Origin of the sequence: Streptomyces sulfonofaciens (assembly GCF_014656295.1) — a bacterium.
GTDB classification, from domain to species: Bacteria; Actinomycetota; Actinomycetes; order Streptomycetales; family Streptomycetaceae; genus Streptomyces; species Streptomyces sulfonofaciens.
The window spans coordinates 353,784-379,749 of sequence record NZ_BNCD01000001.1 but is presented as its reverse complement, the minus strand read 5'-3'; the positions used below and the strand labels follow the sequence as shown (position 1 = coordinate 379,749).

Annotated in this window: 18 protein-coding genes and 2 tRNA genes; 12 read left to right on the top strand and 8 right to left on the bottom strand. The window is 70.8% G+C overall.

Going from position 1 to position 25,966, the window contains the following annotated elements; genetic code table 11:
* Positions 1-7: 7 nt before the first annotated feature.
* On the bottom strand, positions 8-4,942 hold the full coding sequence (locus IE313_RS01505) for a PAS domain-containing protein (protein WP_189928998.1): 4,935 nt from the start codon (positions 4,940-4,942) through the stop codon (positions 8-10).
* A 759-nt stretch (positions 4,943-5,701) separates the two neighbouring features.
* Positions 5,702-6,151: an SSI family serine proteinase inhibitor gene (locus IE313_RS01500; protein ID WP_189928997.1), complete on the bottom strand. Its 450-nt coding sequence runs from the start codon at positions 6,149-6,151 to the stop codon at positions 5,702-5,704.
* A 195-nt stretch (positions 6,152-6,346) separates the two neighbouring features.
* Here IE313_RS01500 and IE313_RS01495 point away from each other — a divergent pair.
* The 4 genes from IE313_RS01495 to IE313_RS01480 all read left to right on the top strand — a co-directional run bounded on the left by IE313_RS01495 (position 6,347) and on the right by IE313_RS01480 (position 7,805).
* Positions 6,347-6,437: transfer RNA gene (locus IE313_RS01495), tRNA-Ser, on the top strand.
* Positions 6,438-6,788: 351 nt separating this feature from the next.
* Positions 6,789-6,861: transfer RNA gene (locus IE313_RS01490), tRNA-Arg, on the top strand.
* Positions 6,862-7,410: 549 nt separating this feature from the next.
* Complete coding sequence (locus IE313_RS01485) at positions 7,411-7,623, top strand: DUF2188 domain-containing protein (RefSeq protein WP_229924281.1); 213 nt, start codon at positions 7,411-7,413, stop codon at positions 7,621-7,623.
* A gap of 5 nt (positions 7,624-7,628) precedes the next feature.
* A complete protein-coding gene (locus IE313_RS01480) occupies positions 7,629-7,805 on the top strand; it encodes a hypothetical protein (RefSeq protein ID WP_189928995.1) in 177 nt (58 codons plus the stop codon).
* Between the two features lie 115 nt (positions 7,806-7,920).
* Here IE313_RS01480 and IE313_RS01475 read toward each other — a convergent pair whose 3' ends face one another.
* The 4 genes from IE313_RS01475 to IE313_RS01460 all read right to left on the bottom strand — a co-directional run bounded on the left by IE313_RS01475 (position 7,921) and on the right by IE313_RS01460 (position 11,014).
* Positions 7,921-8,376 (bottom strand): tyrosine-type recombinase/integrase, encoded by a 456-nt coding sequence (locus IE313_RS01475; protein WP_268256675.1) that lies wholly within the window; start codon positions 8,374-8,376, stop codon positions 7,921-7,923.
* An 806-nt stretch (positions 8,377-9,182) separates the two neighbouring features.
* Positions 9,183-10,019 carry a serine/threonine-protein kinase gene (locus IE313_RS01470; protein ID WP_189928994.1) on the bottom strand — a complete coding sequence of 279 codons (837 nt, stop codon included), beginning with the start codon at positions 10,017-10,019 and terminating at the stop codon, positions 9,183-9,185.
* Between the two features lie 71 nt (positions 10,020-10,090).
* Positions 10,091-10,534 (bottom strand): glycine-rich domain-containing protein, encoded by a 444-nt coding sequence (locus IE313_RS01465; RefSeq protein WP_189928993.1) that lies wholly within the window; start codon positions 10,532-10,534, stop codon positions 10,091-10,093.
* A gap of 249 nt (positions 10,535-10,783) precedes the next feature.
* Positions 10,784-11,014 carry a hypothetical protein gene (locus IE313_RS01460; RefSeq protein ID WP_229924279.1) on the bottom strand — a complete coding sequence of 77 codons (231 nt, stop codon included), beginning with the start codon at positions 11,012-11,014 and terminating at the stop codon, positions 10,784-10,786.
* A 119-nt stretch (positions 11,015-11,133) separates the two neighbouring features.
* On the opposite strand from IE313_RS01460, the gene IE313_RS01455 reads away from it, so the two are divergent.
* From IE313_RS01455 to IE313_RS01445, 3 genes are all read left to right on the top strand, one after another.
* Positions 11,134-11,880 (top strand): DUF5919 domain-containing protein, encoded by a 747-nt coding sequence (locus IE313_RS01455; RefSeq protein ID WP_189928991.1) that lies wholly within the window; start codon positions 11,134-11,136, stop codon positions 11,878-11,880.
* A gap of 2 nt (positions 11,881-11,882) precedes the next feature.
* On the top strand, positions 11,883-12,353 hold the full coding sequence (locus IE313_RS01450) for an NUDIX domain-containing protein (RefSeq protein ID WP_189928990.1): 471 nt from the start codon (positions 11,883-11,885) through the stop codon (positions 12,351-12,353).
* 137 nt (positions 12,354-12,490) lie between these two features.
* Complete coding sequence (locus IE313_RS01445) at positions 12,491-13,300, top strand: hypothetical protein (RefSeq protein ID WP_189928989.1); 810 nt, start codon at positions 12,491-12,493, stop codon at positions 13,298-13,300.
* Between the two features lie 98 nt (positions 13,301-13,398).
* On the opposite strand, the gene IE313_RS01440 is transcribed toward IE313_RS01445, so the two are convergent.
* The gene (locus IE313_RS01440) at positions 13,399-16,182 is read right to left on the bottom strand and encodes an nSTAND1 domain-containing NTPase (RefSeq protein WP_189928988.1); all 2,784 of its coding nucleotides are present in this window, start codon (positions 16,180-16,182) and stop codon (positions 13,399-13,401) included.
* A gap of 932 nt (positions 16,183-17,114) precedes the next feature.
* Positions 17,115-17,534: a TIGR03668 family PPOX class F420-dependent oxidoreductase gene (locus tag IE313_RS01435; RefSeq protein ID WP_189928987.1), complete on the bottom strand. Its 420-nt coding sequence runs from the start codon at positions 17,532-17,534 to the stop codon at positions 17,115-17,117.
* A gap of 275 nt (positions 17,535-17,809) precedes the next feature.
* Between IE313_RS01435 and IE313_RS01430 the strand changes: the two genes are divergently transcribed.
* From IE313_RS01430 to IE313_RS01410, 5 genes are all read left to right on the top strand, one after another.
* Complete coding sequence (locus tag IE313_RS01430) at positions 17,810-18,241, top strand: protein-tyrosine phosphatase family protein (protein WP_189929273.1); 432 nt, start codon at positions 17,810-17,812, stop codon at positions 18,239-18,241.
* 470 nt (positions 18,242-18,711) lie between these two features.
* On the top strand, positions 18,712-19,458 hold the full coding sequence (locus IE313_RS01425) for a response regulator transcription factor (protein ID WP_308439122.1): 747 nt from the start codon (positions 18,712-18,714) through the stop codon (positions 19,456-19,458).
* Between the two features lie 230 nt (positions 19,459-19,688).
* Entirely contained in the window at positions 19,689-21,491 is a 1,803-nt protein-coding gene (locus tag IE313_RS01420; RefSeq protein ID WP_229924321.1) for a sensor histidine kinase, read from the top strand.
* Between the two features lie 260 nt (positions 21,492-21,751).
* Positions 21,752-23,419, top strand: a complete 1,668-nt coding sequence (locus tag IE313_RS01415) for a bifunctional glycosyltransferase family 2/GtrA family protein (RefSeq protein WP_229924278.1) — start codon at positions 21,752-21,754, stop codon at positions 23,417-23,419.
* On the top strand, positions 23,416-25,869 hold the full coding sequence (locus tag IE313_RS01410) for an ArnT family glycosyltransferase (protein ID WP_189928986.1): 2,454 nt from the start codon (positions 23,416-23,418) through the stop codon (positions 25,867-25,869). The genes IE313_RS01415 and IE313_RS01410 overlap by 4 nt, the downstream gene beginning before the upstream one ends.
* The last annotated feature ends 97 nt before the right edge of the window (positions 25,870-25,966 follow it).

Genomic DNA, 25,966 nt, shown 5'->3' with positions numbered 1-25,966 from the left:
CCGGCTGTCAGTTCGTGCCGATCTTCGCCAGCAGGTCCACGATCCGGGCCTGCACCTCCCCGCTGTTCGAACGCTCCGCGAGGAAGAGGACCGTCTCGCCGGCGGCGAGACGCGGCAGGTCGGCGTGGTCCACGGCGGCGGTGTAGACGACGAGGGGGGTGCGGTTCAACTGGCCGTTGGCACGCAGCCAGTCGACGATTCCGGCGCGCCTGCGGCGTACCTGCATCAGGTCCATGACGACCAGGTTGGGCCGCATCTGCGCGGCCAGCGTCACCGCGTCCGCGTCGCTGGTGGCGCAGGCGACCTGGAGGCCGCGCCGCTCCAGCGCGGCGGTCAGGGCGACCGCGATCTCCGGGTGTTCCTCGATGAGCAGCACCCGCGGCGGGTGCTGCTCGCTGTCGCGGGGCGCGAGCGCCTTCAGGAGCACGGCGGGGTCGGCGCCGTACGCGGCCTCCCGGGTCGCCTGGCCCAGTCCCGCGGTGACCAGTACGGGCACCTCGGCGGCGACCGCCGCCTGGCGCAGCGACTGGAGGGCGGTCCTGGTGATCGGGCCGGTCAGCGGGTCGACGAAGAGCGCGGCGGGGAAGGCGGCGATCTGCGCGTCGACCTCCTCGCGCGAGTGCACGATCACCGGGCGGTAGCCCCGGTCGCTCAGGGCCTGCTGGGTGTAGACGTCCGGAGCGGGCCAGACGAGCAGTCGGCGGGGGTTGTCCAGCGGCTCGGGCGGCAGCTCGTCGTCCAGCGGTTGCGGCGCCGGCTGGTCGGAGACCTCCACCGCTCCTCCGGGGCCGTCCAGCGGCTCCGGACCCTCGTCGGCGTCCTGGTCGGGCGCGCCGATCGCGTACGACCGCCCGGCGCCCTCGGACGCCGAAGCCAGACGGGTGTGCGCGGCCGGCGGAGGGGGCGCGGCGGGCGCCTGGGCGCCCGGCCTGGCCTGGCCGAGCTGCTGGTGCGCACCGCCCGCCGTGCCGCCGTCGGCCTCCCGGGTGCCGAGCTTGCGGCGGCGTGCCGCGGACTGGCTCTGGGCCGGCGCCTGGGCGGGCTGCTGCGGGACGGGCTGCTGCGGGGGCGCCGCGGCGGCCGGCGCCTGGGGCCCGCCCGCCGGCGGGGCCGGCTGGTGGGACGGGGCCTGGGCCGGCGCGGGGGCGGGACCGGACGGCGCATGCGGCTGACCGCCGGTGGCGGACTGCTCGGGAACCTGGCGGCCGAACGGCACGCCCTGCCCGAGCGTGCGGACGCTGATCGCACGGCCCTGTGTCGAGTCCGGGTCAGGGGCGCCGGGCTGGACGGGACCCCGGGCGGCCGGTGCCGCCGGCTGCCGGCGGCCGTGCTCGGCGGGCATGGCGGTGCCGGGCGGGGCGAGCGGCTGGCCCGTACCGGGCGCTCCGGCTCCTCCTGCCGCGGTCCCGCCGGTCCCGCCGGTCCCGCCGGTCCCGCCGTTCCCACCGGTCCCGGCGGGTGCGGTCGGTGCGACGGGAAGTTCGGGCCGCGCGCGCTGGTCGGGTGCCGTCGGCGCGGGGCGCCCGGTGGGGTCGGACGCGCCGGGGGCGGGCCCCGTGCCGGATGCCGGGGCGGGGTGGCCGGGCCAGGACGGGGCGGCCGGGTGCCCTGCGGTGGGTGCGCCGGTCGTGGTGTGCCGGGGCCGGGCGGACGACGGCGGCACGGGGCCGAGCCTGGGGTCGACGCGTGGATCCGGCTGGTGCCCGGGCCGGGGGGCGGCCCGGCGGCGGCCGGTGGGCTCCACCGGGTGGGGCTCGGGCGGGGTGTGGTCGTCGGCCGGGTCGTGCAGCGCCGCCGCATGGCCGCCGGAGCCGTCCGTGTCGTCTGCGGTGCGGTCAGCCTCCGCGGGCGGCAGGGCGAACATGGCGCGCGGTGCGGCGACTTCCGAGGGAGCGCGGTCTCCGGCCGTCGCGAGTGCCCGGCGTGCGCGGCGCCCGGCGGGCTGTGCGGCGCCACCGCGTGCTGCGGCACCGCTCTCCGCCGCGGCTGCTCCGGGCGTGTTGCCGGGCCCACCGGCTCCCTGCGGGCCCCCAATCGCCGGCGCACCAGGCCCACCAGGCGCACCAAGCCCACCAGGCGTACCCGGCGGCGTGGCCAGCGGGACGGGCGCCCCCGGCGGAATCGTCGTACCGGGCGGGAGTACGGAACCGGGCGGCACGGGGGCGCCCGGCGGGAGGGCCGCGCCGGGCGGCAGCGGGCTGCCCGGTGCCACCGGTGTGCCGGGGGGGACCTGGATGCCGGGGACGCCGGCCGCGGCGGCCGCCGGCTCCGGCGCGCCGGGTGCCTGCCCGGGCCGCCCGGGCTGACGCCCGGCGCCCGGCCCCGCCGGACGCCCCGTCTGGCCGGGGTAACCCGTCTGGCCGGGGTGACCCGTCTGGCCGGGGTGACCCGCGTGGCCTGCGTGGTTTGCGTGGCCTGCCTGGCCGGACTGTCCTGCCCGGCCCTGGCCCTGCCCGTTGCCCTGGGCCGGTGCCGCGGGCAGTGCGGGTGCCGGCAGCGCGGGCTGCTCCGCGCTCCCCACGGCCCTGCGCGCCCGCCGCCCGGTGGGCTCGGGCACACCCTGCGGGGGTACCGCCTGGCCCTGGGCCGCGGAGCCCGCCGCGTGCTCGGCGGCCGTCGTCACGGCGCCCTCCGCCGGCCGGCCGCGCCTGCGTCCCGTACCGCCACCCGCGGGCGCGGGCGCGGGCGCCGGGCCCGGGCTCGCGGGCTGCGGGCCTGCCGGAGCCTCCTCGGCGCGCCGGCCGCGGCGCCGCCCCGTCCCGGTCGGCGCGGGCGCACCGGAACCGTCCGTGCCGTCGTCCTCCGCGGCCGGGGCGTCCTGCCCGCCCCTGCCGCTGTCCAGGAAGGAGTCCACCGACGACCGCCGCGCCCTGCGCCGTCCACCGGTCGCCTGCTGGGGCAGCGCCGGCACCGCACCGGGCTCCTGGCCCGCATCTGCCGCAGCGGCCTGGGGAGTACCCGGCACCGCGGGCGCGCCCCCCGTGGGGGGGACGGCCGGATGGGGGTCGGCCCCGCCGGGCGCAGGGTCGTCCGGGTAGGAGGAGGACCCGCCCAGGGACGGATCACCCAGGGCCGGATCGCCGAGGGCCGCTGCCGTCGAAGGGGCGCCCGCGGGCGGGCCGCCCAGGGCGAAGGCCGTGCCGGGCCCTGGCCGGGCGGCCGGCAGCGCGGTCGCACCGCCGGGCGCCGCCACGTCGCCGGGCGCCGCCGCACCCCCGGGCGCCGCCGCGCCGAAGCCGCTGGGCGCCGCCACTCCTCCGATCGGCACCTCCAGCACGTACGCGGTACCGCTCATGCCGGGCACCTGGTGCGTCTGGAGCACACCGCCGTGCGCCCGCACGATGCCGCGCACGATCGGCTCGTGCACCAGATCCCCGCCGGAGTACGGGCCGCGCACCTCGATGCGTACGACGTCGCCGCGCTGGGCGGCGGCCACCACGATGGTGGAGTCCATGTAGCCGCCGGAGGTGACGGGTGCGTTGCCGGTGGCGTCCACGCCCGCCACGTCGGCGACGAGATGGGCCAGCGCGGTGGCGAGCCGGTCGGGGTCGACCTCGGCCTCCAGCGGCGGCGCGTGCACGGCGAACTGGGCGCGGCCCGGGCCGATCAGTTCGACCGCGCCGTCCACGCCGGCGGCCACCACCCCGTCGATCAGCACCGGCCGCCGGTAGATCCGGTCGGCGCCCGCGTCGAGCCGCTGGTAGTTCAGGACGTTGTCGACGAGCGTGGTGATGCGGGAGTAGCCGGCGGCGAGGTGGTGCAGCACCTGGTTGGCCTCGGGCCACAACTGGCCGCCGTCGTCCTGGGCCAGCGCGTACAGCTCGCGGCGGAGTTCGTCGAGCGGGCCGCGCAGGGAGCCGCCGAGGACCGCGAGGAGCTGTTCGTGCCGCTGGTCCAGGGCCTCGTAGCGGTCCTTCTCGCGCTCCGCCAGCGCCGCGTAGCGGTCCTTCTCGACCGCCAGTTCCTCCTCGTGCGCCTCGACGGTCGCCTCGTACGCCTCGGCGTGCTGCTCGCGCAGGTCGGCGAGCTCGGTGGCGTGCCGTTCGCGGAGTTCGGCCAGCTCGGCCGCGTGCTCCTCGCGGACCCGGGCCAGCTCCTCGCGGTGCCGGGTCTCCTCCTCGTCCTTCTCGGCGGCCAGCGCGTCGTAGGGACGGCGGTCGGTGAAGGTCATCACGGCGCCGACCAACTGGTCGCCGTCGCGCACCGGCGCGGTGGTCAGGTCCACCGAGACCTTCTCGCCCTTCTTGGACCACAGCACCTGCCCGCGGACCCGGTGCTTGCGGCCCGACCTGAGGGTGTCCGCGAGTGGCGACTCCGCGTACGGGAAGGGCTCGCCGTCGGCGCGCGAGTGCAGGATGAGGTTGTGCAGCTCCCGGCCGCCGAGGTCGCTGGCCCGGTAGCCGAGGATCTGGGCGGCAGCGGGGTTGACGAGCACCACCCGGCCGTCGGTGTCGGTGCCGACCACGCCCTCCGCCGCGGCGCGCAGGATCATCTCCGTCTGCCGCTGCGAACGCGCGAGTTCGGCCTCGGTGTCGAGGGTGCCGGAGAGGTCGCGCACGACCAGCATCAGCAGTTCGTCGCCGGTGTAGCCGTGGGTGTCGTAGCCGGTCTGGCCGCGTTCCACGTTCGCGCTCGTGACCTCGACCGGGAACTCGCTGCCGTCGGTGCGGCGGGCCATCATCCGGGTGGGCTTGGTGCGGCCGTGCCCGTCCATCGTGTCCGGGCGGCGCATCGAGCCGGGGATCAGCCGGGAGTCGAAGTGCGGCAGCAGGTCGAGCAGTCCCCGCCCGACGAGGGCGGTGCCAGGTGCCTCCAGGGCCTCCAGGGCCATGGAGTTGGCGTTGACGACGGTGCCGTTCGCGTTGACCAGGACCAACGCGTCCGGGAGCGCGTCGAGTATGGCTGCGAGGCGAGCAGCGCCTCGGGATGGCCTGCTGCTCACGACGACGCTTCCTCCCTTGTTACTGCTCCGTACTGGCCGCCAGGGCCATCTTGCCTCTCCGCCCGCAGCGTGTCACGCGAGCGAGTCTACGGGCAGTGGTTGCGCTCGCGACGCCGGATGAGGGGGGTGTTGCGGGCAGGGTGCGCGTGGAAGCTGTGCTTCCGGGAACCTGTGCCTGGTCATGGCGGCGGTGACGGGGCGCCGTGACTTTCGGGTGTGTTGGTGTTGTTGCCGTTCGGGCCCGTCCTCAATCCCCCTGCCGTAACCTCCCTGCCGGGCTCCGTCCGAGGGGCACCCCGGACGTGCTGCCTGGCCGCCACCTCCCGGGGGCAGCCCCGCCCCCGATCGCCGACCCGGTTCGATCGCCGCCCTGTCCCCGAGCGCCGGCCCGGCTCGATTGCGGGCCGGTCCTCGGTCGCCGAACCGGCTCGGTCGCCGGCCGGATGCACTGTCGCCCGTGGGGCTTCTCCTCGGCCGGCCGCCGGGCCCGTCGTGGGCACGTTCGGGGGTGGGGGCTCGGCCGCCGGGTACGGCTTTCGGGTGATTCGGCGTGGCCTCGGGCGGACGGGGCGGGGCCGGGAGGGCGGGCACCGATGCGCGGAACCGGTCCGGCGTACCCGGCGGCGCACCCGGCGCGGCGCACCGGCCGGGCCGGATCCCGCCGGTCGGGCATCCTGTCGGCGGGTCGGCGGGTCGGCGGGTCGGCGGGTCGGCGGGTCAGGTGGCCGGACGGGGCTGGTGGCGGGCGGCGGGCGGCTGTCAGCTCGGGGTGGCCGACGGCAGGACCGGGACGAGGGCGTCCCAGCGGCTGACCTCGCAGCCGTCCGTCCGTTTGAAGCGGGCGTCGACGACGCGGCCCTGCCAGGTGCCGGTGACGTGGGCGGTGGCCGGGCCGCCGTACTGGAGGGTGCAGATGCTGCGCTCGGGCAGCGGGGCGAAGGGGTCCCGGCCGACCGTGAACATCTCGCCGAGTCTGCCGCAGGCCCCGACGGGGTTGGGGTGCGTACCGCCGTTCGGGCGGCATTCGAGGACGTAGGAGCCGTCGATGCCGGTGCCCGCGTCGGTGACGGTGACCGTGAGCTGGTCGTGGTCGGCGAACAGCGGCATGAGGCTCAGCGGCATAGGCGCGACGTCGGCGTGGGCCATCGCGGGAGCGGCGGCCAGGGCGGCGAGGGAGGCGGCGGCGGCGAGGGCGAGACGGTGCAGCATGGCGGCTCCGGGAGGAACGGGTACGCGGGGGGCGTACGCGGCTTTACCGCGTCTAACGCCGGGCGCCCCGAGACGTTGCGCGCCGAATGGGCTTTGCTCTGTGGGCTGCCTGCCTAGTACCGTGGGGGCCGATTGGTGACAGCCCGCTCGACTGTGTCATCATCTGCTCGCACCGCGCTCGCGCGGGCGAGGTTTGGAGGCGTCGCCTAGTCCGGTCTATGGCGCCGCACTGCTAATGCGGTTTGGGGCTTAAACCCCATCGAGGGTTCAAATCCCTCCGCCTCCGCTTCATGATCCCGAAGCCCTGGCCCCTTTCGGCCAGGGCTTCGGCACGTGCACGCCCCGGCGCCCGTCTCCCCCTCGGCTCCGCCATGTCGTCCTTGTCGTCCTTGTCGCCCTCGGCGGCCCGGCCGCCCTCGACGGCTGTTCTCCGCATCCTGCCTCCCCGCCGGAAGAAGGCGGTCCACGGGTGCGGCCCCATTGGCCGGCTCCCCTCGCCCAGGGAACGATTGCGCAGGTCAGCACGGTTGACCCAAACGGATTTCGCCTGACGGCACGGGTCATGTAATGTTGTTCCCGCGAAGCCGACGGGGCGAAAAACCCCGGCCGAGCGGAGCGGCAGAACAAGAGAACACAGGCACTCGTAGCTTAACGGATAGAGCATCTGACTACGGATCAGAAGGTTGCAGGTTCGAATCCTGCCGAGTGCACAACAGTTCAGAGGCCCTGTGGAGTGATCCACAGGGCCTCTGGCTTTTGCCTTGACGGCAGTGTTTGACGGCAACCGCTCCTGTCCCCGATCGGCGAGGGCGTCTGTCGATGCGAACCGCGGACCACGAACCCCACGCGCGCCCATCGCGGGGCTGACGCTTGCGCCCGGTGGCGACGCAGATGGAGGTTGGTGCGGCTGCCCGGCCCTTAGCTCCCCTTGAGCCCCCTGAGGTGTCGGTGGGTGCCGGTAGCCTGGTGTTGTGCTCCGTCGCGAACACTAGATGTTGTGGTGTGCCTATTGGGCCATGGCACATGTTGTGGTGTCTTGCTTGCTGCTGGGCCGTCCGGGGTGCTTCACTTGATCCGCCAAACCAAAACAGGCCCCAGCCGGGGCCCAACTTGGGGTTGGGCACACGGCAATGGGGCCTGATGCGTTGGTCGCGCCTTGGGACCTTATCGCCCTCTCTTGGTTCCTCCAAGACGGGCAGCACCGCGCGTCCGACTCCGGAAACGGATGTGCCATGACAGGCCGGCCCAACACCCGGGATGTGTCCAAGCGCGACGATGGCTGGGCGGTGACGAAGCCTGGGGCCGAGAGAGCCAGTGCACTTCTGCCGACTCAGGCGGCGGCAGTTGCTCGGGCCAAAGAGATCCTGGCCAACGAGGGCGGCGGAGAGCTTCGCGTTCGCGGTAAGAACGGGCAGGTGCGGGAGCAGAACACCGTTCCGCCGGGCAGGGACCCGAAGAAGTCGAAGGGCTGATCGCGATGGGCAAGTACGTGATCAATAAGGACTTCAGCGGGCAGCGTGAGGTTGAAGCCGCCGGCTTCAAGACCGTTGGCGACTTCATCGACTTCTACACGGTCGATGAAGACGGTGACATCGTCGTGACGCTCCGAATCCGGTCCGCTCGGGTAGAGACGATTGACCTGGTCAGTGGCTGACCCAGGTAGGCAGTGCTGAGATGGAGCCCCTGCCAGCGCGGCGAGGGCTCCGTCTCGGGAAGTGCGAAACCACGGGGTTGCAGTTAGGGCCTCGGTTTCGCCTCCATCTACTCACTCACTTCGTGTCGTCGTCCTCCCGTAGGGCTTGGCCCACGCGGTCGAAAGCAGACCGCTGGGAGTCGAGTCGTACGAAGGTGTAGATGTCCATGGTCACGCGGATGGAGCTGTGGCCGAGGACTTCCATGATCATCCGGGCGTCCGCGCCCTGTTCGTGGAGCAGGGACGCGCAGGTGTGGCGCAGGTCATGGAAGCGGACCTTACGGACTCCGGCGCGAGCGCACAGTACCTCGAAGGACCGGTTTAGGTTGCGCGGCTCGATGGGGGTCCCGTTCTTCGTGGTGAAGACGAGGCCCTGACCTGTCCCCTTCCAGTTGGCACCGGCCGCCTTCCGGTCGGCTATCTGCTGCGCGCGCTGGGCACGGAGCGCCGTCACGCATTCGGCCGGCAGAGCCACGCGGCGGGCCGAGCGCTGGGATGGCCGGGAAGGTCCCGACCGGTCCCGTAACGGCATCCTGCAAGCCCTTGCCTGTGGATAAAGTTCGGCGGCCGCCAGAGCAAATAGGCGCTTATGTGGGTGTAACGGACCTAATCGACGCAGAAAGCTGCGAGCGGCTGGGAAGACGAGATCAGGGCATGGCCGCACGACCGGCAGAGGCCCGGCACGGCGGAGCTGTTCAGAGTTTCTTTACTGGATCAAGGCGGCCCGCCTGCGGCGGGCCGCGGGCGCTGGCGGCCACGGGCCGCCGCCGCTCCTGTCTGCCGCCCCGCTCCGGCGGCCCCCACCCGCTCAGCGCGCGGCATTGCCAAGGCGGACGATCAACTCAGGAAGCAACCCGACCAGTCCGAGCACCAGGAGCACGCCGACCTTGCGCCAGGCGCGATCACTCCCCTCAACCGCTCGCCGATTCAGAGCCGCAGGGTCCGCGAACCACAGGTCGTGCCGTGTTGCCCGGCCGTGTCATCAACGCCCAGGCCGGGTCGGGGCGTGGGCCGCGACGCACGAAAGAAGCGTGGCTGAGGCCGGTACGGGGTTGCTGGAGACCCACGTGACGGGTGCTCGTTCGGCGCACCCACCGTCGTGGTCGACTTTCGGTGGCTCATGTCAGGCCCCTCTCCAGTGCAGTGACAAGGAGCCGGGGTGCGGCGGCGCCCGCATCCGAGCGCGCCAATCGCCCCGGTACCATCGGCATCGGGGTCCTGATCAGGGCTTCCGCGACCGGACCACCCGGAATGCTGTCCAGGCTGAGGGGTGGTCCGGTCTTTGGGAGACTGGTTCTCGTTGTGGGGTGCGGCGTCAGGGAGTGCCCCGCCCCGAATTCAGCTCAGGGCCTTGCCGACCTCGTAGATCGTCGGTCTGTCTTCGGGAGCGTGGCTGAGCATGGCCTCGATCAGCTGCCCCAGCTCACCCCGCACCTTGACGGGCCGACGCTTGCCGTCCGCCACGGCCTTCCGCTGCACGGGGCGTGGGGCGTCGTCCGGGTAGTCGACCGCCCGCCAACCCGTGGCGGAGATAAGCAGCGCGGCGCCGAGCGCGTAGATGTCGGCTTCCCGCGTGGGCTCTGCCACTCCGGTCGCGAGCACACTGCGCGCGATCTCCGGGGCTTCGTAGTGGACGAGGCAGCCGTGGAACGGGAAGTCGTACCCCTCGGGTACGCGACCACCGCTCGCCAATGCCAAGTCGATCAGGTGAGTTCGATCCGGACCGATGATGAAGTGCGCGGGCTGTACGTCGCCGTGGGCCCAGCCTTTGGCGTGCAGTTCGGCCAGGGCTTCCACACAGCCCAGAGCCACGCTGGGGTCCGGTTCGATGCGCGACTCCGGATCGCGGCAGGGCTCCCACATTCGATAGAGGTCCAGCCCCTCGCGCCACGGCTGGAAGTTCCAGGTACCGCCGTCCCACTCGCCGTACGCGAAGTCGTGGAAGCCGAGGCGGTACAGCACGGCGCCCTCGCGTGCGGGTGCGAGCGCCGTCCAGGGCTGGGCCGGCCAGTCGGCCGTTGCCTGGATGGGGTATCCGATCTTCACGGCGTAGTGGCCACGATGGCTCTCGACCTCCCAGACCATGGAGCCCCGGCGATTGAGGACCAGGCGCTGAGCCGTGGGCATGAGTGCGTCGAGCACGACGATCGGCAGTTCGGGGGGTGTCCCAGGCAACGTCTGTTCTCCTTCCGGGCGACGCGGCCGACGCCGTACCCGAGGCCGGCCGCGTCGCTGGTGTCGTGTCCCTACGCCTGACCGTACGGACGGCCGCAGTCCGCGTCGAACTGCGCGAGGTTCGTGCCGTCCACGGTCCAGAGGTCGTTGAAGACCATGAACCCGGCCGCCTTCATCGCGTGTGCGGAGGAGGCGACCTTCTTCGGGTCACGCGCCCCTCCACCCGGCTTGGGGTTGTGGTGGAGAAAGCGGCCCGCGAACCGATCGCACAGTTCGGCGTACTCCTTGGTGTGCAGGATGAGCGCGTGGAGGCCGAGGTCCACGTCGTCCGACGGGACCATGGGCACGGTGGCGGTCGCCGCGGTCACCACGAAGGCCACCGCCTGGTCCGCGATCCGCTCGGCGCGCTCGCGCGTCTGTCCGTTGTGGACCATCATGAAGTGGCTGAGGCTGTCGAGCAGTTCCTCACCAGCCACCGCACGACCGGTCTTCTGGTCGTTGGCCGTTGCCGTCATGCGAATACTCCTTGAGTGTCGCTGTGCTCTGGCACTTGCGCCCGCGCCGGTCGCCGAGGGGGGGACCACGGGCCACCGGGGGTTTGGAAGGCCGGCCCCGAACGGGGAAGGGGGAGCCGGGGAAGGTGTCATCCCGTTCGGGGCGGCCGGTCTACTGGCTGATACCGAGGGCCATACCGATCACCAGGCCGCAGGACCCACTGACCACGATGACGAAAAGACCCCTCGCGAACCGGCCGATGGCGCGCATCACAGGCCACCCCGGCTGTTGCCGTTCTTGATGGCAAGGCGGACGCTCAGTTCCTCCCGCGCGGTCGGCGCCACCAGGTTGTTCGGCAGGGCGTCCCACTCGACACCGCCGCCGATGGGCCTTATCTGCACCCTGGCGCCGACCTCATCCATGACGACGCCGATCCGTCCACTGGCAGTGTCTTTCGCCAGTTCACCGATGCCTGGTCTGGTCTGCTGGTTGCTCGCCATGCGGCAGAGCATCCCGCCACTCAGCAGGACGCCAGAACCCCCGACGCACCCCACTTTGGGACGTCCTGCGTCGGGTAGAACGTCCCTAGTGCCGTCCCCGCGTATTAGGAGAGATTGGGATGCCGAACGAGAGGCTACGTGCTGCCATGGCGGCCAGCGGATGGACGTACGCCGCCCTCGCGGACAAGGTCGAGGTCGATCCCAAGTCCGTCGAACGGTGGGTCAATCTGGGGCGTACGCCGCGTCGCGCCACGGCCATGCTGGCAGCGGAAACACTAGGAGAAGACGTGCACGCTCTATGGCCTGCGCTCCGGCAGGCACGCCCCGCCCGCGCCGTCAGCCCGGAACTTGTGGCGCTCTACGACCAGCGGGCAGACATCCCCGTGTCGATCTTCGTGAACATGCTGACCCAGGCTCGCGAGCACATCGACGTGTTGGTCTATGCCGCCGTCTTCCTGCACGAGGCGTACCCGCGGCTCAATGACCTGCTGCGAGAGCGAGCTGCCGATGGGTGCGCGGTCCGCATCGCAGTCGGCGACCCGGACAGCACGAACGTTCAGCAGCGCGGTATGGAGGAGAAGTTCGGGCACGGGATCGAGTCCCGCTGCCGACTCGCCCTCATGCACTACCGCCCGCTGGCCGAGGTCACTGGCATCGAGGTCCGGACCCATGCCACCACGCTCTACAACTCGATCTACCGCGCGGACGACCAGGCGCTGGTCAATGCCCACGTCTGGGGCGTGAACGCCTACGGTGCTCCCGTGTGGCATCTGCGCCGCAGCGGGGAGGGTGGCATGTTCGATACCTACGCCAGCAGCTTCGACGCGGTGTGGGAAACCGCGACGCCGATAAGCGAAGAAGGATGACCATGGCCAGGACCGAGTACTACGACGACCCGGCGGCACCGGAGCCGAACAACATGGTGGTCGCCGCGTCCGCCGTGGTGACCGACGACGAAGGACGCATTCTCCTCCAGCGCCGGCGGGACAACGATCTCTGGGCGCTACCAGGTGGCGGTATGGAGATGACCGACTCACTCCCGGGAACAGCCGTGCGTGAGGTGAAGGAGGAAACGGGTCTGGACGTGGAGATCACCGGGCTCGTGGGCACGTATACCGACCCTCGTCACGTCATCGCCTACTCGGACGGTGAGGTGCGCAGGCAGTTCAACGTCTGCTTCACCGCCCGGGTGGTCGGGGGTCGGCTCACAATCTCGGACGAGTCCACGGAGCTGCGGTTCGCACGGCCGGCGGAGATTGACCAACTGCCGATGCACCACACGCAGCGGCTGCGGATCCGCCACTTCCTGGAACACCGAGAGCGGCCCTACCTCGGCTGATCGTAGCCATGACGCAGATGTGGAACGACCCATGGACTGAGCTCCAGGGGTCCAGATACCTTCGGGATTCGCATAAGTACTGCAGCAGACCAGCAAAAGTGATATGACCGTCTCCTACGCTCGGCAGGGAGGGTGTCATGCACTGGTTGTTCGCGGATGAAACTAATGTCACGCCGGACCAGGGGAAGTTCTTCATATATGGCGGACTAATCGGAACCCCTGGTCAAATTGTCGATTGCCACAACGCAATAAAAGAAATTCGTGCTCGATTCGGCTTCGTCGATACTGACCAGTTCAAGTTCCACACGCGTTCACGACCCAAGCAGATCTCACTGCAGGATTGGAATCAGGCGAAGAGTGAGGCCCTTAAGGCCGGCCGTGCTGCTGGGGTGAAGATGCTTGCCTATGTCGTGCATCACGGGATCGCGAAAGGGGCAGAGGGCAGCGCGAAGGTTGAATTCGCACTCAATACGCTGATATCGCATTTCGACTTGCGCTATCTAGCGCAGCATGGCAACGCTTATGGTGCTGTCTGCATAGATAGGATAGATGAAGAATTCGGGTACCGTCACTTGCGCGATCGATTCCAAAAGCCGTTGTTGCTGCCTGATGGCAGGAAGGTGGCCCTCGAACGGGTTGTCCACTACTCGATGACGTGTGACGGGGCCTCTCACATGAGTTCGCTCTTCGATCTCGCGGTGGGAGGGTTTAGATACTGTGTCAATACGGCGATGGGTGTAGGTAAGGACGAAGTCGCTGAACAAATAATGCCTTCTATAGCTGACATGATGTGGGGGGTACAGCGAGGAGACAGATTCCAAATAGGAGACTATGGCTTGGTGAAGCGGCCAGTGATTGTGAAGTCTGAGGCGTTCAAGGCCGACTACGATGAGCTCACTCGCCTTTTGGGTGAGTACTCCAACAAGCCAACCGCTTCCGTGATATAAGCGAAAAACCTCGGGATTGCGCTGCCCGTAATAGGGCAGCGCAGGCCCAAGAACCTTAACGATGTAGCGGGACTTGGGTCCCGCTAAGCTGCCTCGGTTCAGAAGAGGCGGAAAGGTTCTTCATCTTCTTCCGGAGACAGCTCGAAAGCTCGGGCGCGAACAACCTGCGCCCCTGCCCTCTTGGCCCACGAACGGAAGTCCTTTCCCACCTGCCATACGGTGGACTCTTCCCAAACGGCTCCAAGAGCCTCTTGCATGACGACGCCCAGCTCGTAATTGCTTACCCGGGGATCGCTCTCAATTAGGTTCAGGGCTTCGGTGCCTCCCGGAACTTGCTGCAAAGCTCCGAGGATTTTTGACGGGATCACTTGCCCGGAGCTATCGAGAACGTCGTCTGCTATGTGAATTTCATCATTGAGCCGCTGAGCTAGATTCAGAGTGAGGAGTTCAGTTAAGGCCCGGCGGTCCCTTTTAGAGAGTGATCTGTACTCTCTGGTGGTGACGGGGCTAGTCGACAGCTTCTTCAGCATGTCAAATGCCGCCTTAGGCGTCCGCAGAGTGAAGGACTCGCCGTTTCGGCTCCGCGTGCGCCCCCCGCGTAGCGTGCCAGTAGGCACATAGCCATCTGGAGGTACCTGAAGCTGGTCAGCATCCATGATTGCTAGGCCGGCGTAGTGAAACCACATAGCGAACGAGCGTGCGTATTCGAGCCAGGATTTCGGTTGGGCTTCTACTGCAGGGAATACGTTAGTGAGCTCCCGCGAGTACATGGCTACGGTGACCCGGTCGCCATGCCGCTCGGCTAGGCCAAGAAATGCAGAATAGGCTCTATTCCTTCTGAGAGCGGATGCTACTCGGCGCCTCATTTCGGCCTCAATGTCCACCGCGTTAAGCACCTCATCCAGTAGGCGCACGCGGTTGGGCTCGTATGCGGTCAAGCCAAAAAGTCGAGGCTCGCGTGAGCGATTGTAGATGACCTTAGTGCTGACATTCAGCTCCACTGATAGGTCGCCAACGGAAGCATCACCGCCCTGTGCCAGAACGGCGTACAGTAGCTCCGCTACAGTCCGCGGACTTTGACGAACAATATACGAGTCCTCAATTGGAACGCGGCCAGTGTTCAGGAAATCTCGAAACGTGTCCCAGTAGGTATCCAGTTTACCCGCCAGTGCGACAACTAGACGTGAGTCGAGGAGCGATTGAATTGCATCACTGTTGTACCGCTCCGTGACTTCAACGGCTGACACCGGAGCGAATCTCGCAATATGGCGAAGTGCTTCGCTCTCGATGGGGGACAAGCCTGAAAGATCGGAGTCAAAAAGACTCTGAACGTTCAATGCCTCGCTAACGAGTTGTTCCTGGCTTTTCTGCCTCGTCTGCAACTCGCGGATGATGTGGCCACTCAGTTTTTTGAACAGCCACGGCAGCCCTTGGGAATATTCTCGGAGTCTTTGTCTCAAGTCGCGAGAAAGTGATGTGCCGAGTTTTTTCTCTAGTCGACGCAATAGTGTTTCAATCTCGCGTGCCCTCATGGGGCCTACCGAGATGGAGGTGCTGCTGGTTCGGATTTCGTCACGGAGGCGAAAGGGATGCGACTCCGTCCATGCGACAAGGTCAGTCTTCCAGGCGAACCCGACGAGGAGAGGCATCCCTGAGTCGCGCACCATCAGGGTTAGATCCCTAAACTCCTGCGTCATGCGCTCATCTTGAAAGACGTTCTCGAACTGGTCGAAGAACACAAGGAAGGGCCTATCCTGACTGTTCCATTCTGCTCTTTTGAGAGTCCAAATGGAACTAGCCAAGCTAGCCCACGAAGAGTCCTCGGGCGACTTGATTACGCCCAGTTCTTCCGCCTCGTGTGCAGCTACGCGCAGTACTTCACTGATGAATCGGGCGGACGTAGCGGTTCGGCTGTCTACAATCATTGCGTATCCGGCCCGCGATTCAACGATCTTCTTCAATTGTAGCGCAAGAGAGCTTTTTCCCCAGCCGGACTGTGCATTCAGAACTAGGGTCCCCCGATTTTGGCTAACGAAGGCTTCCAGATCCTGTACTGCAGATCCTCGGCCCACGAAGTGTTGGGGTGAGGCGGGTAGTTGATATTCGAAGTCTTCCGTACTTCCCCTTACTCGGACGATCGTCGGAAGTGCCTCGTCTTCAAGCATTGCTGGCGTTGCGCGTGAGTCCTCACCCCGAGCTGTACGAATCGGGAGACCGGTGGCGTAGGAGTCGCCCTCGAGTAACTCGATGACCGGCTCGGGTACTCCTGTGGGCCCGGGGCCCCAAACCAATACCGAGTCTGCTCGATGGGTTGCAGCATCTAGGGATTTGGCGCAGCTATAGATTCCGTGCTCAGTAATGATGATTGCGGGATCACTAAGTAGGGGTGCAGTCGCAGAGTTGTTCTCTGGGGGCTCGGAAATAAGCTGACGCTTCCGGAGGAGATCGACCACATCCGTCACATTGAAGTATCTGAAATGCTTGTCTTTAGCCCGTGCTTTCCTCGCCACTTCCTCGCCCTCTGCGACGAGGCGAGGCAGGGCGAAGAAGTAACCAAAGACATTATCCTCTGTCTCGTATCGCGCTAGCTGGAGCTTCCCGAGAAAAGAAGTGCATGCTTGCGCCCGAACATTGGACGTGTACGCCTTACACTCAACGATCGCTTTGTGGCGAGTGATCGTGTTGGCGGCGGAAACATCGATCTCGATTCCGTCTGAATGCACATTCAGATCACTCGTTGTGGGTGCTTCATAGCCGTACTCGTGCAAGAGGAGCGCAACGAAGCTCTCGAACAGGTGACCCTTGGCGTTGTTGCGGGCCGCTGGCGTGTCCCCCGCAGCGAGGACAAGTACCTGATGATCTTGTACGGCTAGGCGCTCCATTGCTTCAGAGTAACTGCGAGGTGTGACAACCGAGATGGGCTTGTTGTAGCTCGATCCGTGGCCGGCCGCTGCTGACCATCTCAGCCACGGAGGGCTGCCTACCTCAGCCGGCACGCACGCAGCGCTGCCGGGCGCGGCCAGCCGGGGCAAGGTAGGGGGCAGGCCGCTGACGGCACCGCTGACGGCAACGACCGCACATGCAAACCGGCGATCACGAGCGTCAGCGATCATTCCGGCAGAAGGCAGGGTCCCCGCTCAGCGTCCTGCCCGATCCTACGGATCAGAAGGTTGCAGGTTCGAATCCTGCCGAGTGCACAGTAGGTCAGGGGCCCCGGAGTGATCCGGGGCCCCTGGCGTTTCTCGGTGGCCCGCCGCCCCTCGTCACCCGCCCATGCATGGATCCCCCTCGCGCCTCGTTCCTCATCCCTCGTTCCTTGCGCCTCGTTCCTCGCCCCTCGTCGCGGCGGTCCGCCGAGGGCGGAGCCGGGACCGGTGCCCGATTCGACCTCCGGTGGAACCGGACGGCAGTGGCGAGGCTTCCTGTTCCGTGACCGGAGTTGCGACCCGGCAAGGGTCACTCGGAGGGAGAGGTACGTGTCACGACGATGGAAGATCGCGATCATCGTGCTGACGGCGGGGGCCGCCGTCCTGGTCTGGGGCATGGTCTACGGGCCCTACTACTTGATTCGCTGGGCGGACGATCCAGGTAAGTAGGTCAAGCGGGTCAAGTAGGGCATACGGGGTGGTGCTGTGTTGGTGGTGGGTCGGCGTTCCCGTAGGTGAGCCGTGTGCGTGGTGCGGGCGGTGGGGCCGGTGCGGGCGCGAGCGGTGTGCGGGGGGCTCGGTGCGGGGAGTGGCGGAGCCCGGTGGGCGGGCTGCGGGTTCCCGGGGCCGGGCGGCGGGCTCCGGGCCCGGGGGTTCGGGCGCCGGGTTCAGCCGGCCGACGTCCACCCGCGCCAGGCGTCGACGCGAATGGTGATCACCGGCCCGGTGGGTGGTGTCTCGGCGTACTGGTGGTACTTGCCGCGCAGCAGCGCCAGGGCGCGAAGGCGGGGCTCTCCGGAGTGCCAGATCTCGGCGTGGCCGTCGGCTCGCACCCACCACAGGGACGACCAGTCGTCGGTGTAGTGGTCCACGAGGACCGTCACCCTGGGGTTGGCCGCGATGTTCCGCAGCCGGCGCAGGTGGGAGGTGCGCTTGGGCTTGTGGTCGACCGCGGAGTGGACCGTGTCGCCGCGCACCGCGAAGGTCATCGGTACGAGGTGCGGTACGCCGGCCGGGTCCGCCGTGGCCAGCCGGGCGACCGGGGCGCAGGCGAAGCGGTCGCGGGCTTCGGCGGGAGACAGGTCCACGGGACGAACGTACCCGCCCGGTGAACGTCACCCCGCTCACGGCGGGCGGACACGGCCGGAGAGTACGGATGGCGGGAGGGGGCGGTGGCAGAGCGGCTAAAGAGTACGGACGGTGGGAGGGGGCGGTGGCAGAGCGGTGGAAGGTGCACGGTGGGCGGCGCGGCCGGGCACACCCGGTCGGGCAGCCGGTGGGTAGCTGTTCAAAGGCGCAGGTGCCGACCGGAGCCGTCCGGCCGAACCGCTCCGCGGCTACCCTCGCGCCCGTGAGCGCTGAGATGAGGAGCGGTGCCTGGGAGCCGGGGGCCGTCGGTGTGCTGAGGCTGCCGTCGGGGCGGCTGGTGCGGGGGCGGGGGTTGCGGCGGCCGCTGCCGGACGGGCCTGCGCCGGACTTCGGGCTGTATCTGCTGGGCCGTGAGCCGGTGCCCGTCGACTGGGAGAGCCGATGGCTGCGCTGGCCCGACTTCCGTCTGCCTGCGGACCGCGGCGCGGCGGCCGAGGCGTTCCGGGAGGTGTGGCGGCGGGCCGGGGAGCAGCGGGTCGAGGTCGCCTGCGGCGGGGGTTACGGCAGGACCGGCACGGCACTGGCCTGCCTGGCCGTTCTGGACGGCGTGCCCGCGGACCGGGCCGTGGACTACGTCCGCGCGCACTACGCCCGCCGGGCCGTGGAAACACCGTGGCAGCGCAGGTACGTACGGCGCTTCGGGTAGGGCGGTGCGCACGGCCGCGCAGACTGCCGTCGTGGACGCATGGCCATGCCGCCGCAGCGGACGTCCGGCTCGCTTCCTGCGCCCATGGAGGCGGGGAGGCGGGGAGGCGGGGAGGCGGGGAGGCGGGGTGATGGGGAGGCGGGGAGACGGGGAGGTCGGCGGGGGTGCCCTGCCGCCGGCCCCGGAGGAGCCGGACCAGTGCCGGCGTGCCCACCGTCACGATGGGCCGGCGCAGGGCACCGGGGCCGAGGCGGCGTCCGGCGCGGGCGCCGAGTCCGCTGCCGAGTCCGCTGCCGAGTCCGCCGCCGAGGGCCGAGCCCGCGGCGATGAGACAGACGGACGGCCGGTCGAAGAGGGCGACGCAGAGGACGAAGAGGGCGGTGACCGTCTCCCGGGCGCCGTCGCGTTTTCTCAGGGAATTCACAGACAAGGCCAAGGTCCCCTTCACGCGGGCCGCCGACCGTAGGGGCATGACCGCGACCACCTCGCCCCAGAGGCGTACCGAACTGCTCAGGCCGGACGGGAGGCCCGTCCGGGTGCTAGTCGTGGACGACGAGGCGTCGATCACCGATCTGCTGTCCATGGCCCTGCGCTACGAGGGCTGGCAGATCCGCAGTGCGGGGGACGGATCGGGCGCGGTGCGGACCGCGCGTTCCTTCCGGCCGGACGCCGTCGTGCTCGACATGATGCTGCCGGACATGGACGGCCTGTCCGTCCTCGGCCGGCTCCGTCGTGAACTGCCCGACGTGCCGGTGCTGTTCCTGACGGCGAAGGACGCCGTCGAGGACCGCATCGCCGGTCTGACGGCGGGCGGGGACGACTACGTGACCAAGCCGTTCAGCCTGGAGGAGGTCGTCGCCCGGCTGCGCGGGCTGATCCGGCGCTCGGGTGCGGCCGACCGGCGCAGCGACTCCACCCTCGTCGTCGGGGACCTGGTCCTGGACGAGGACAGCCACGAGGTGAGCCGGGGCGGTACCGGCATCCACCTGACCGCCACCGAGTTCGAGCTGCTGCGCTTCCTGATGCGCAACCCGCGCCGGGTACTGAGCAAGGCGCAGATCCTCGACCGGGTGTGGTCGTACGACTTCGGGGGGCAGGCCAACGTCGTCGAGCTGTACATCTCGTACCTGCGGCGGAAGATCGACGCCGGCCGCGAGCCCATGATCCACACGCGCCGCGGTGCCGGCTACCTGATCAAGCCTGCCGTCGCGGCGTGACGGACGGCGGGGGTGGCGGACAGGCGCCTCCCGCTCGCGGCGGTGATGGACGGCTGCCGGATGTGGGCCGGCTGCCGGATGCGGGTCGGCCGCCGGATGCGGAACGGCCGCCTGGTGCGGGGCGGCTGCCGGATGTGGGCCGGCGGCCGCCCGCGCGGGACGGGGACACGCCCGGGGAGGGGACACCCCGCGCGCGTCGGCCGTGGGCACGGCTCACGGGGCGGCGGCCACTGCGGAGGCGGTCGCTGCGGACCCGGCTCGTCGTCGCCGCGGTCACCCTGATCGCCGTCGTCTGCGCGGTGATCGGCACCGTCACCACCATCGCGCTGCGGTCCCACCTCTACGAGCAGTTGGACGGACAACTCGGGGAACTGGGGATGCGGGCGACGGGACCGCGGGTGTTCGCGTCCCGGAGCGAGCGGCCACCGGGGCCGCCGCCCGGCGCCGAGCTGCCGCGCCGCGACCCGCTGGACTTCGTCAGCAAGGGGCCCCAGGAACTCGGCACCGTGGGTGCCGTCCTGGACGGCCACGGCGCCATCGCCAGGGCCGTCGTCAGCGAGGAGCGGCGGGCGGACCGCTCCAGCGGTCAGGCGCACGCCGCACCGCTCACCGATGCGCAGGCGGCCGCGCTCGGTACCGTCGCCGAGGACGGCAGGCCGCACACCGTGGACGTGCCGGTCCTCGGCGAGTACCGGGTGGCGGCCGTCTCCGGCGAACGCGGCTCCTTCCTCGTCGGGCTGCCCACCGACCGGGTGACCAACACGCTGCAGACCCTGATCGCGGTCGAGGTGAGCGTCACCGGTGCCGGCCTCATCGCGGCCTCCCTCGCGGGTGCCGCCGCGGTCGGCATGGCCCTGCGCCCGCTGCGCCGGGTCGCGGCGACCGCCACCCGCGTCTCCGAACTCCCCCTGCACCGCGGTGAGGTCGCCCTCCACGAGCGCGTGCCGGACGCCGAGGCGGATCCGGCCACCGAGGTCGGGCAGGTCGGCGCGGCCCTCAACCGGATGCTCGACCATGTGCACGAGGCGCTGGACGCACGGCAGCGGAGCGAGACGCGCGTCCGCAGGTTCGTCGCCGACGCCAGCCACGAGCTGCGCACCCCGTTGGCCTCCATCCGCGGCTATGCCGAACTGACCCGGCGCGGAAGCGAGGAGGCCGGTCCCGACACCCGGCACGCGCTGCGCCGGATCGAGTCCGAGGCGCGCAGGATGTCGGGGCTCGTGGAGGATCTGCTGCTGCTCGCCCGGCTCGACGCGGGACGGCCGCTCTCGTCTGAGAGCACCGATCTCTCACCGATCGTGGTGGACGCGCTGAGCGACGCCCGGGCGGCCGGTGCGGGCCATGCCTGGCGGCTCGACCTGCCGGACGAGCCCATGCTGGTGACCGGTGATCCGGCCCGGCTCCACCAGGTCCTGCTCAACCTCCTCGCCAACGCCCGAACGCACACCCCGCCCGGTACCACCGTCACGGCGCGCGTGCAGCGGGAGGGGCCGTGGGTGCGGCTGGACGTCGAGGACGACGGCCCCGGTATCCCGCCCGCCCTGCTGCCGCACGTCTTCGAACGCTTCGCCCGCGGGGACGCCTCCCGGGCGCGGGCGGGCGGGGGAGCCGGTGCGGACGGGGCCGTACCCGCCGCAACCGTCGTACCCGGCACTTCCGGTGCCTCTGGTGGGTCCGCCGCCCCCGGTGCCACGGGGTCCACCGGCCTCGGCCTGGCGATCGTGCAGGCCGTCACCACGGCGCACGGCGGCACGGTCGGTGCCCGGAGCGTGCCCGGCCGTACCGTCTTCACGGTGCACCTGCCCGCGGTGACGGACCCCGGCGCCCCGGCCGCCGAAACGCCTCTGGCCGTCGACGTGCCACGGGCCGCCGAGACGCCACGGGTCGTCGACGTGCCAGTGGTCGCCGAGACGCCACGGGTCGTCGACGTGCCACCAGCCGTCGACCTGCCACCGGCCGCCGAAACGCCATCGGCCGTCGATCCGCCACGGGCCGCGCCCGCAGCGCCGCCGGGTCCGGCCCCCGGTGCCTGAGCGTGCTCCACTCGCGGCCCGGGTCGGATCGGGCCCCGCCCGGCGGCCTCCGGCTCGGATCGCGCACCGGTACCGGCCACCGGCACCGGTACCGAGTCGGCGTGGGAGGGCCCCGCTCGCGGCCGCGCCGCCCGCCGGTCCGCGGGTCCGCCGGTCCGGAGCGAGCCTGCCCGGAGCGAACCTGCCCGGCGCTTCGACTCACAGTCCCGCCACAGCCTCGCCACACGCCCCTGACAGCGCGTGTCGCGAACGTCTGAGCCATGCGAACCGAATCTTCTGCGGGCTCCCGCGCCCCCTGGCACCCGGGGGCGCTGCCGGCGCGGGAGCACGTGCCGGCCGGAGGCGAGGACGAGCCGGGCGCGGCCGTGCTTGACGTCGTGATACCCGTGTACAACGAGGAGAAGGACCTCGAACCCTGTGTGCGGCGGCTCCACGAGCACCTCACCCGTACCTTCCCCTACCCCTTCGGCATCACCATCGCGGACAACGCCTCCACCGACGGCACCCCGCAGGTCGCGGCCCGGCTCGCGGCCTCGGTGCCTGGGGTGCGCGGCGTCCGGCTGGCGGAGAAGGGGCGCGGGCGGGCGCTGCGCACCGCGTGGTCCGCATCCGAGGCACCGGTCCTCGCCTACATGGACGTAGACCTGTCCACCGACCTCAACGCGCTGCTGCCGCTGGTCGCGCCGCTCCTCTCCGGCCACTCCGACCTGGCCATCGGCTCCCGTCTGGCGCGCAGTTCGCGGGTGGTGCGCGGGCCGCGGCGCGAGCTGGTCAGCCGCGCCTACAACCTCATCCTGCGAGGCTCGCTGGCCGCCCGGTTCTCCGACGCGCAGTGCGGCTTCAAGGCGATCAGACGGGAGGTGGCGAGGGAACTGCTGCCGCTGGTCGAGGACTGCGGATGGTTCTTCGACACCGAGATGCTGGTGCTCGCCGAGCGCGCCGGGCTGCGGATCCACGAGGTGCCCGTCGACTGGGTGGACGACCCGGACTCGACCGTGCACCTCGTACGCACCGCAGTCGAGGACCTGAAAGGGGTCTGGCGGGTGGGGCGGGCGCTCGCGGTGGGGGCGTTGCCGCTGGACCGGCTCGCCCGGCCGTTCGGCGACGACCCGCGGGACCGCGCGCTGGCCGGGGTGCCCCGCGGGCTGGCCCGGCAACTGGTGGGCTTCTGCGTCGTCGGGGTGCTCTCGACCGCGTGCTACCTGCTGCTGTACTCCGCCTTCCGGACCCTCTGCGGGGCACAGGCCGCGAACGCGCTGGCGCTGCTCGTCTCCGCCCTCGCCAACACCGCGGCCAACCGGCGGCTCACCTTCGGGGTGCGGGGACGCGAACGTGCCCTGCGGCACCAGGCGCAGGGCCTCGTGGTGTTCGGCATCGGCCTCGCGCTGACCAGCGGGTCGCTCGCGGCGCTGCACACGGCGCGCGCCGATGCACCGCACTCCACCGAGCTTGCGGTGCTGGTCGCCGCGAACCTGGCGGCCACCGTGCTGCGGTTCCTGTTGATGCGGGCGTGGGTGTTCGCGGAACGCCGCGATCCGCCCGTCGCTCAGGCCCGTCACGAGCCGCCCGTCGTCCACGCCCACCGTGATCAGCCCGTACTCCAGGCACCGCGCCACCGCCCCCGCCGTGATGAGCCCGCGGTCCGGGCCCGCCCTGAGCCCCCCGTGGTCCAGGCCCGCCCTGAGCCGCCCGTCCCGATCCGCCCGGACCGCGTCACCCCGGCCACGTCGCCGTGCCTTTCCGCGCCCCCGTCGTCCGCAGGCGGGGCACTCCGCCAGGGTGCCGCCCCCGAAGGCGTCGCCCCCGAAGGCGTCGCCCCCGAAGGCGTCGCATCCGAAGCCGGCGCACCCACTGCCACCCCCGAAGGCGCGTCCCCCGTGTGGGCCGCGCCGCCGGCCACCGACCACGAACCGAGGACTCCGCGATGACCACCTGCTCCCCGGCCCTGCGCCCGACCGGTACCGGTCGCCTCGCCGGTCGCCTCGCCCGGCTGTGGCGGGGCCGGCCCGGGGACGCGGCGTGGGCGCGGCCCGCCCTCCTGCTGTCCCTGCTGGCCACCGGCCTTCTCTACCTCTGGAACCTGAGCGCGTCCGGATACGCGAACTCCTTCTACGCCGCCGCCGCCCAGGCCGGCAGCCGGAGCTGGAAGGCATTCTTCTTCGGTTCGCTGGACGCCGCCAACGCCATCACCGTCGACAAGCCGCCCGCGGCGCTGTGGCCCATGGCACTCTCGGTGCGGATCTTCGGACTCGGCTCCTGGCAGATCCTGGTGCCCCAGGTGCTGATGGGCGTGGCCACCGCGGCCGTGCTCCACGCGGCGGTGCGCCGCCGCTTCAGCGCGACGGCCGGGCTCCTCGCGGTGGTGGCCTTCGCGCTGACCCCGGTGGCCGCCCTGATGTTCCGGTTCGACAACCCGGACGCGCTGCTCGCGCTCCTGATGACGGTCACCGTGTACTGCGTGCTGCGGGCGCTGGAACAGGGGCGTACGAGGTGGCTGGTGTGGGCCGGGGCGGCGGTCGGCCTCGCCTTCCTCGTCAAGACCCTCCAGGCCTTCCTCATCCTGCCGCCGCTCGCGCTGCTGTACGCGGTGTGTGCGCCGGTGCGGCCCCTGCGGCGGTTCGGCCAACTGCTGCTCGCCACGGTGGTCCTCGTGGTGTCCGGCGGCTGGTGGGTCGCGCTGGTGGAGCTGTGGCCCGCGTCGTCCCGTCCGTACATCGGCGGCTCGCAGCACAACTCGTTCCTCGAACTGACCTTCGGCTACAACGGGTTCGGACGGATCAGCGGCGACGAGACCGGCAGCGTCGGCGGAGGCGGCGGCCCGGGCGGCGGCGGGCACTGGGGGGACACGGGCCTGGACCGGATGTTCGGCCCGGAGGTCGGCGGCCAGATCTCCTGGCTGCTGCCGGCCGCGCTCGTGCTGCTGGCCGCCGGCCTGCTGGTGACCCGGCGCACCGCCCGGACCGACACGGCACGGGCGGCGTTCCTCGCCTGGGGCGGTTCGCTGCTGGTGACGGCCGCCGTCTTCAGCTTCATGGCCGGGATCTTCCACCAGTACTACACGGTCGCGCTCGCGCCGTACCTGGCCGCGCTGGTCGGCATGGGTGCGACGGTGCTCTGGGAGGAGCGGTCCCGGGGCTGGGCCCCGCTCGTGCTCGCGGGCACGGTCGCGCTGACCGGCTGGTGGTCCTTCGTACTGCTCGGCCGCACTCCCGACTACCTGCCCTGGCTGCGCTGGGCGGTGCTGGCGGGCGCCATCGCGGGCACCCTCGGCCTCGCGGCGGTGGGCCACTGGACGACGGGCCGTCAGATGGCGGACAGCCAGATGGCGGACAGCCAGATGGTGAACGGCCGGACGATGGAAGGCCGGACGATGGACAGCCGGACGCTGAGCGGCCGGACGACGGGCCGGCCGGGCCCGGACGCGCCCGGGGCCGCACCCGCCGGGAGCACCGCGGACCGGGTGGCGTCCACCGGGAGTACCGCGGACCGGGTGGCATCCACCGGGAGTACCGCGCTCCGGGTGCCGTCCACCGGGCGTACGGCGCGGCGGGCGGCTCTCGCCGCGGTCGGCGCCGGTCTCGCGGCCTGCCTCGCGGGCCCGTTGGCGTACACCCTCACCACCGTGGAGACCGGTCACGCGGGCTCCATCGTCACGGCGGGCCCGCCCGGCGCCGCCGTGATGGGCCGCGGCGGAGGCGGTTGGCGCGGCGGGGCACCCGGCGGCCGCTGGGCCGGGCCGGCGGCCCTGCCGGAGGGCGCGACAGCCCTGCCGCGGGGCGCGGCAGGCCGGTCGGGCCCGTTCGGCCGGGGCCGGACCCGGGGCACCGGCCAGGGCGGGAACGCCGCAGGGTCCGGTGCGTTCCACGGTCCGTTCCCCGGCGGGTTCCCGGGTGGCTCGGGCGCGGCAGGCGGCCCCGGCGGCGCGCGGGGCGGCGGCATGCGCGGAGGCGCGCGTGGTGGTGGGGGCGGCGGTATGGGCGGGCTGCTCGACGGTGCCAGGGTCTCCGAGGCGGCCGCGGCCCTGCTGGAGCGGAACGCCGGGGCGTACACCTGGCCCGCCGCGGCCGTCGGCTCGCAGAACGCGGCCAGCTACCAGTTGGCCACCGGTGACCCGGTCATGGCGATCGGCGGCTTCAACGGCAGCGACCCGTCACCGACCCTCGCGCAGTTCAAGACGTACGTGGCGGACGGGAGGATCCACTACTTCATCGCCGGGGGCACGGGACGTACGGCGTTCGGCGGCCGTGCCGGCGGCGAAGGCGGCTTCAGCCGGGGCGGGAGCCGCGTCTCCTCGGACATCAGCACCTGGGTGGAGGCCACCTTCAGGAAGGTCACCGTGGGCGACGCGGCGTTCTACGACCTGACGAGGAAGGCGTAGCAGCGTACGCACGCGCACGTGCCGCACCCCCCGTACGCACGCGCACGTGCCGCACGACGCCGCACAGCGCCGTGCCCCGCAGCCCGTCCACCGCGCA

Bases quoted from the DNA above. Each gene is read 5' to 3' on its own strand.
- IE313_RS01465 (WP_189928993.1), bottom strand. From the start codon at position 10,534: ATGACGGCAACGGCCAACGACCAGAAGACCGGTCGTGCGGTGGCTGGT.
- IE313_RS01450 (WP_189928990.1), top strand. From the start codon at position 11,883: ATGGCCAGGACCGAGTACTACGACGACCCGGCGGCACCGGAGCCGAAC.
- IE313_RS01425 (WP_308439122.1), top strand. From the start codon at position 18,712: ATGACCGCGACCACCTCGCCCCAGAGGCGTACCGAACTGCTCAGGCCG.
- IE313_RS01410 (WP_189928986.1), top strand. From the start codon at position 23,416: ATGACCACCTGCTCCCCGGCCCTGCGCCCGACCGGTACCGGTCGCCTC.
- IE313_RS01460 (WP_229924279.1), bottom strand. From the start codon at position 11,014: ATGGCGAGCAACCAGCAGACCAGACCAGGCATCGGTGAACTGGCGAAA.
- IE313_RS01500 (WP_189928997.1), bottom strand. From the start codon at position 6,151: ATGCTGCACCGTCTCGCCCTCGCCGCCGCCGCCTCCCTCGCCGCCCTG.
- IE313_RS01445 (WP_189928989.1), top strand. From the start codon at position 12,491: ATGCACTGGTTGTTCGCGGATGAAACTAATGTCACGCCGGACCAGGGG.
- IE313_RS01415 (WP_229924278.1), top strand. From the start codon at position 21,752: ATGCGAACCGAATCTTCTGCGGGCTCCCGCGCCCCCTGGCACCCGGGG.
- IE313_RS01440 (WP_189928988.1), bottom strand. From the start codon at position 16,182: ATGGAGCGCCTAGCCGTACAAGATCATCAGGTACTTGTCCTCGCTGCG.
- IE313_RS01475 (WP_268256675.1), bottom strand. From the start codon at position 8,376: ATGCCGTTACGGGACCGGTCGGGACCTTCCCGGCCATCCCAGCGCTCG.
- IE313_RS01480 (WP_189928995.1), top strand. From the start codon at position 7,629: ATGGGCAAGTACGTGATCAATAAGGACTTCAGCGGGCAGCGTGAGGTT.
- IE313_RS01430 (WP_189929273.1), top strand. From the start codon at position 17,810: ATGAGGAGCGGTGCCTGGGAGCCGGGGGCCGTCGGTGTGCTGAGGCTG.
- IE313_RS01455 (WP_189928991.1), top strand. From the start codon at position 11,134: ATGCCGAACGAGAGGCTACGTGCTGCCATGGCGGCCAGCGGATGGACG.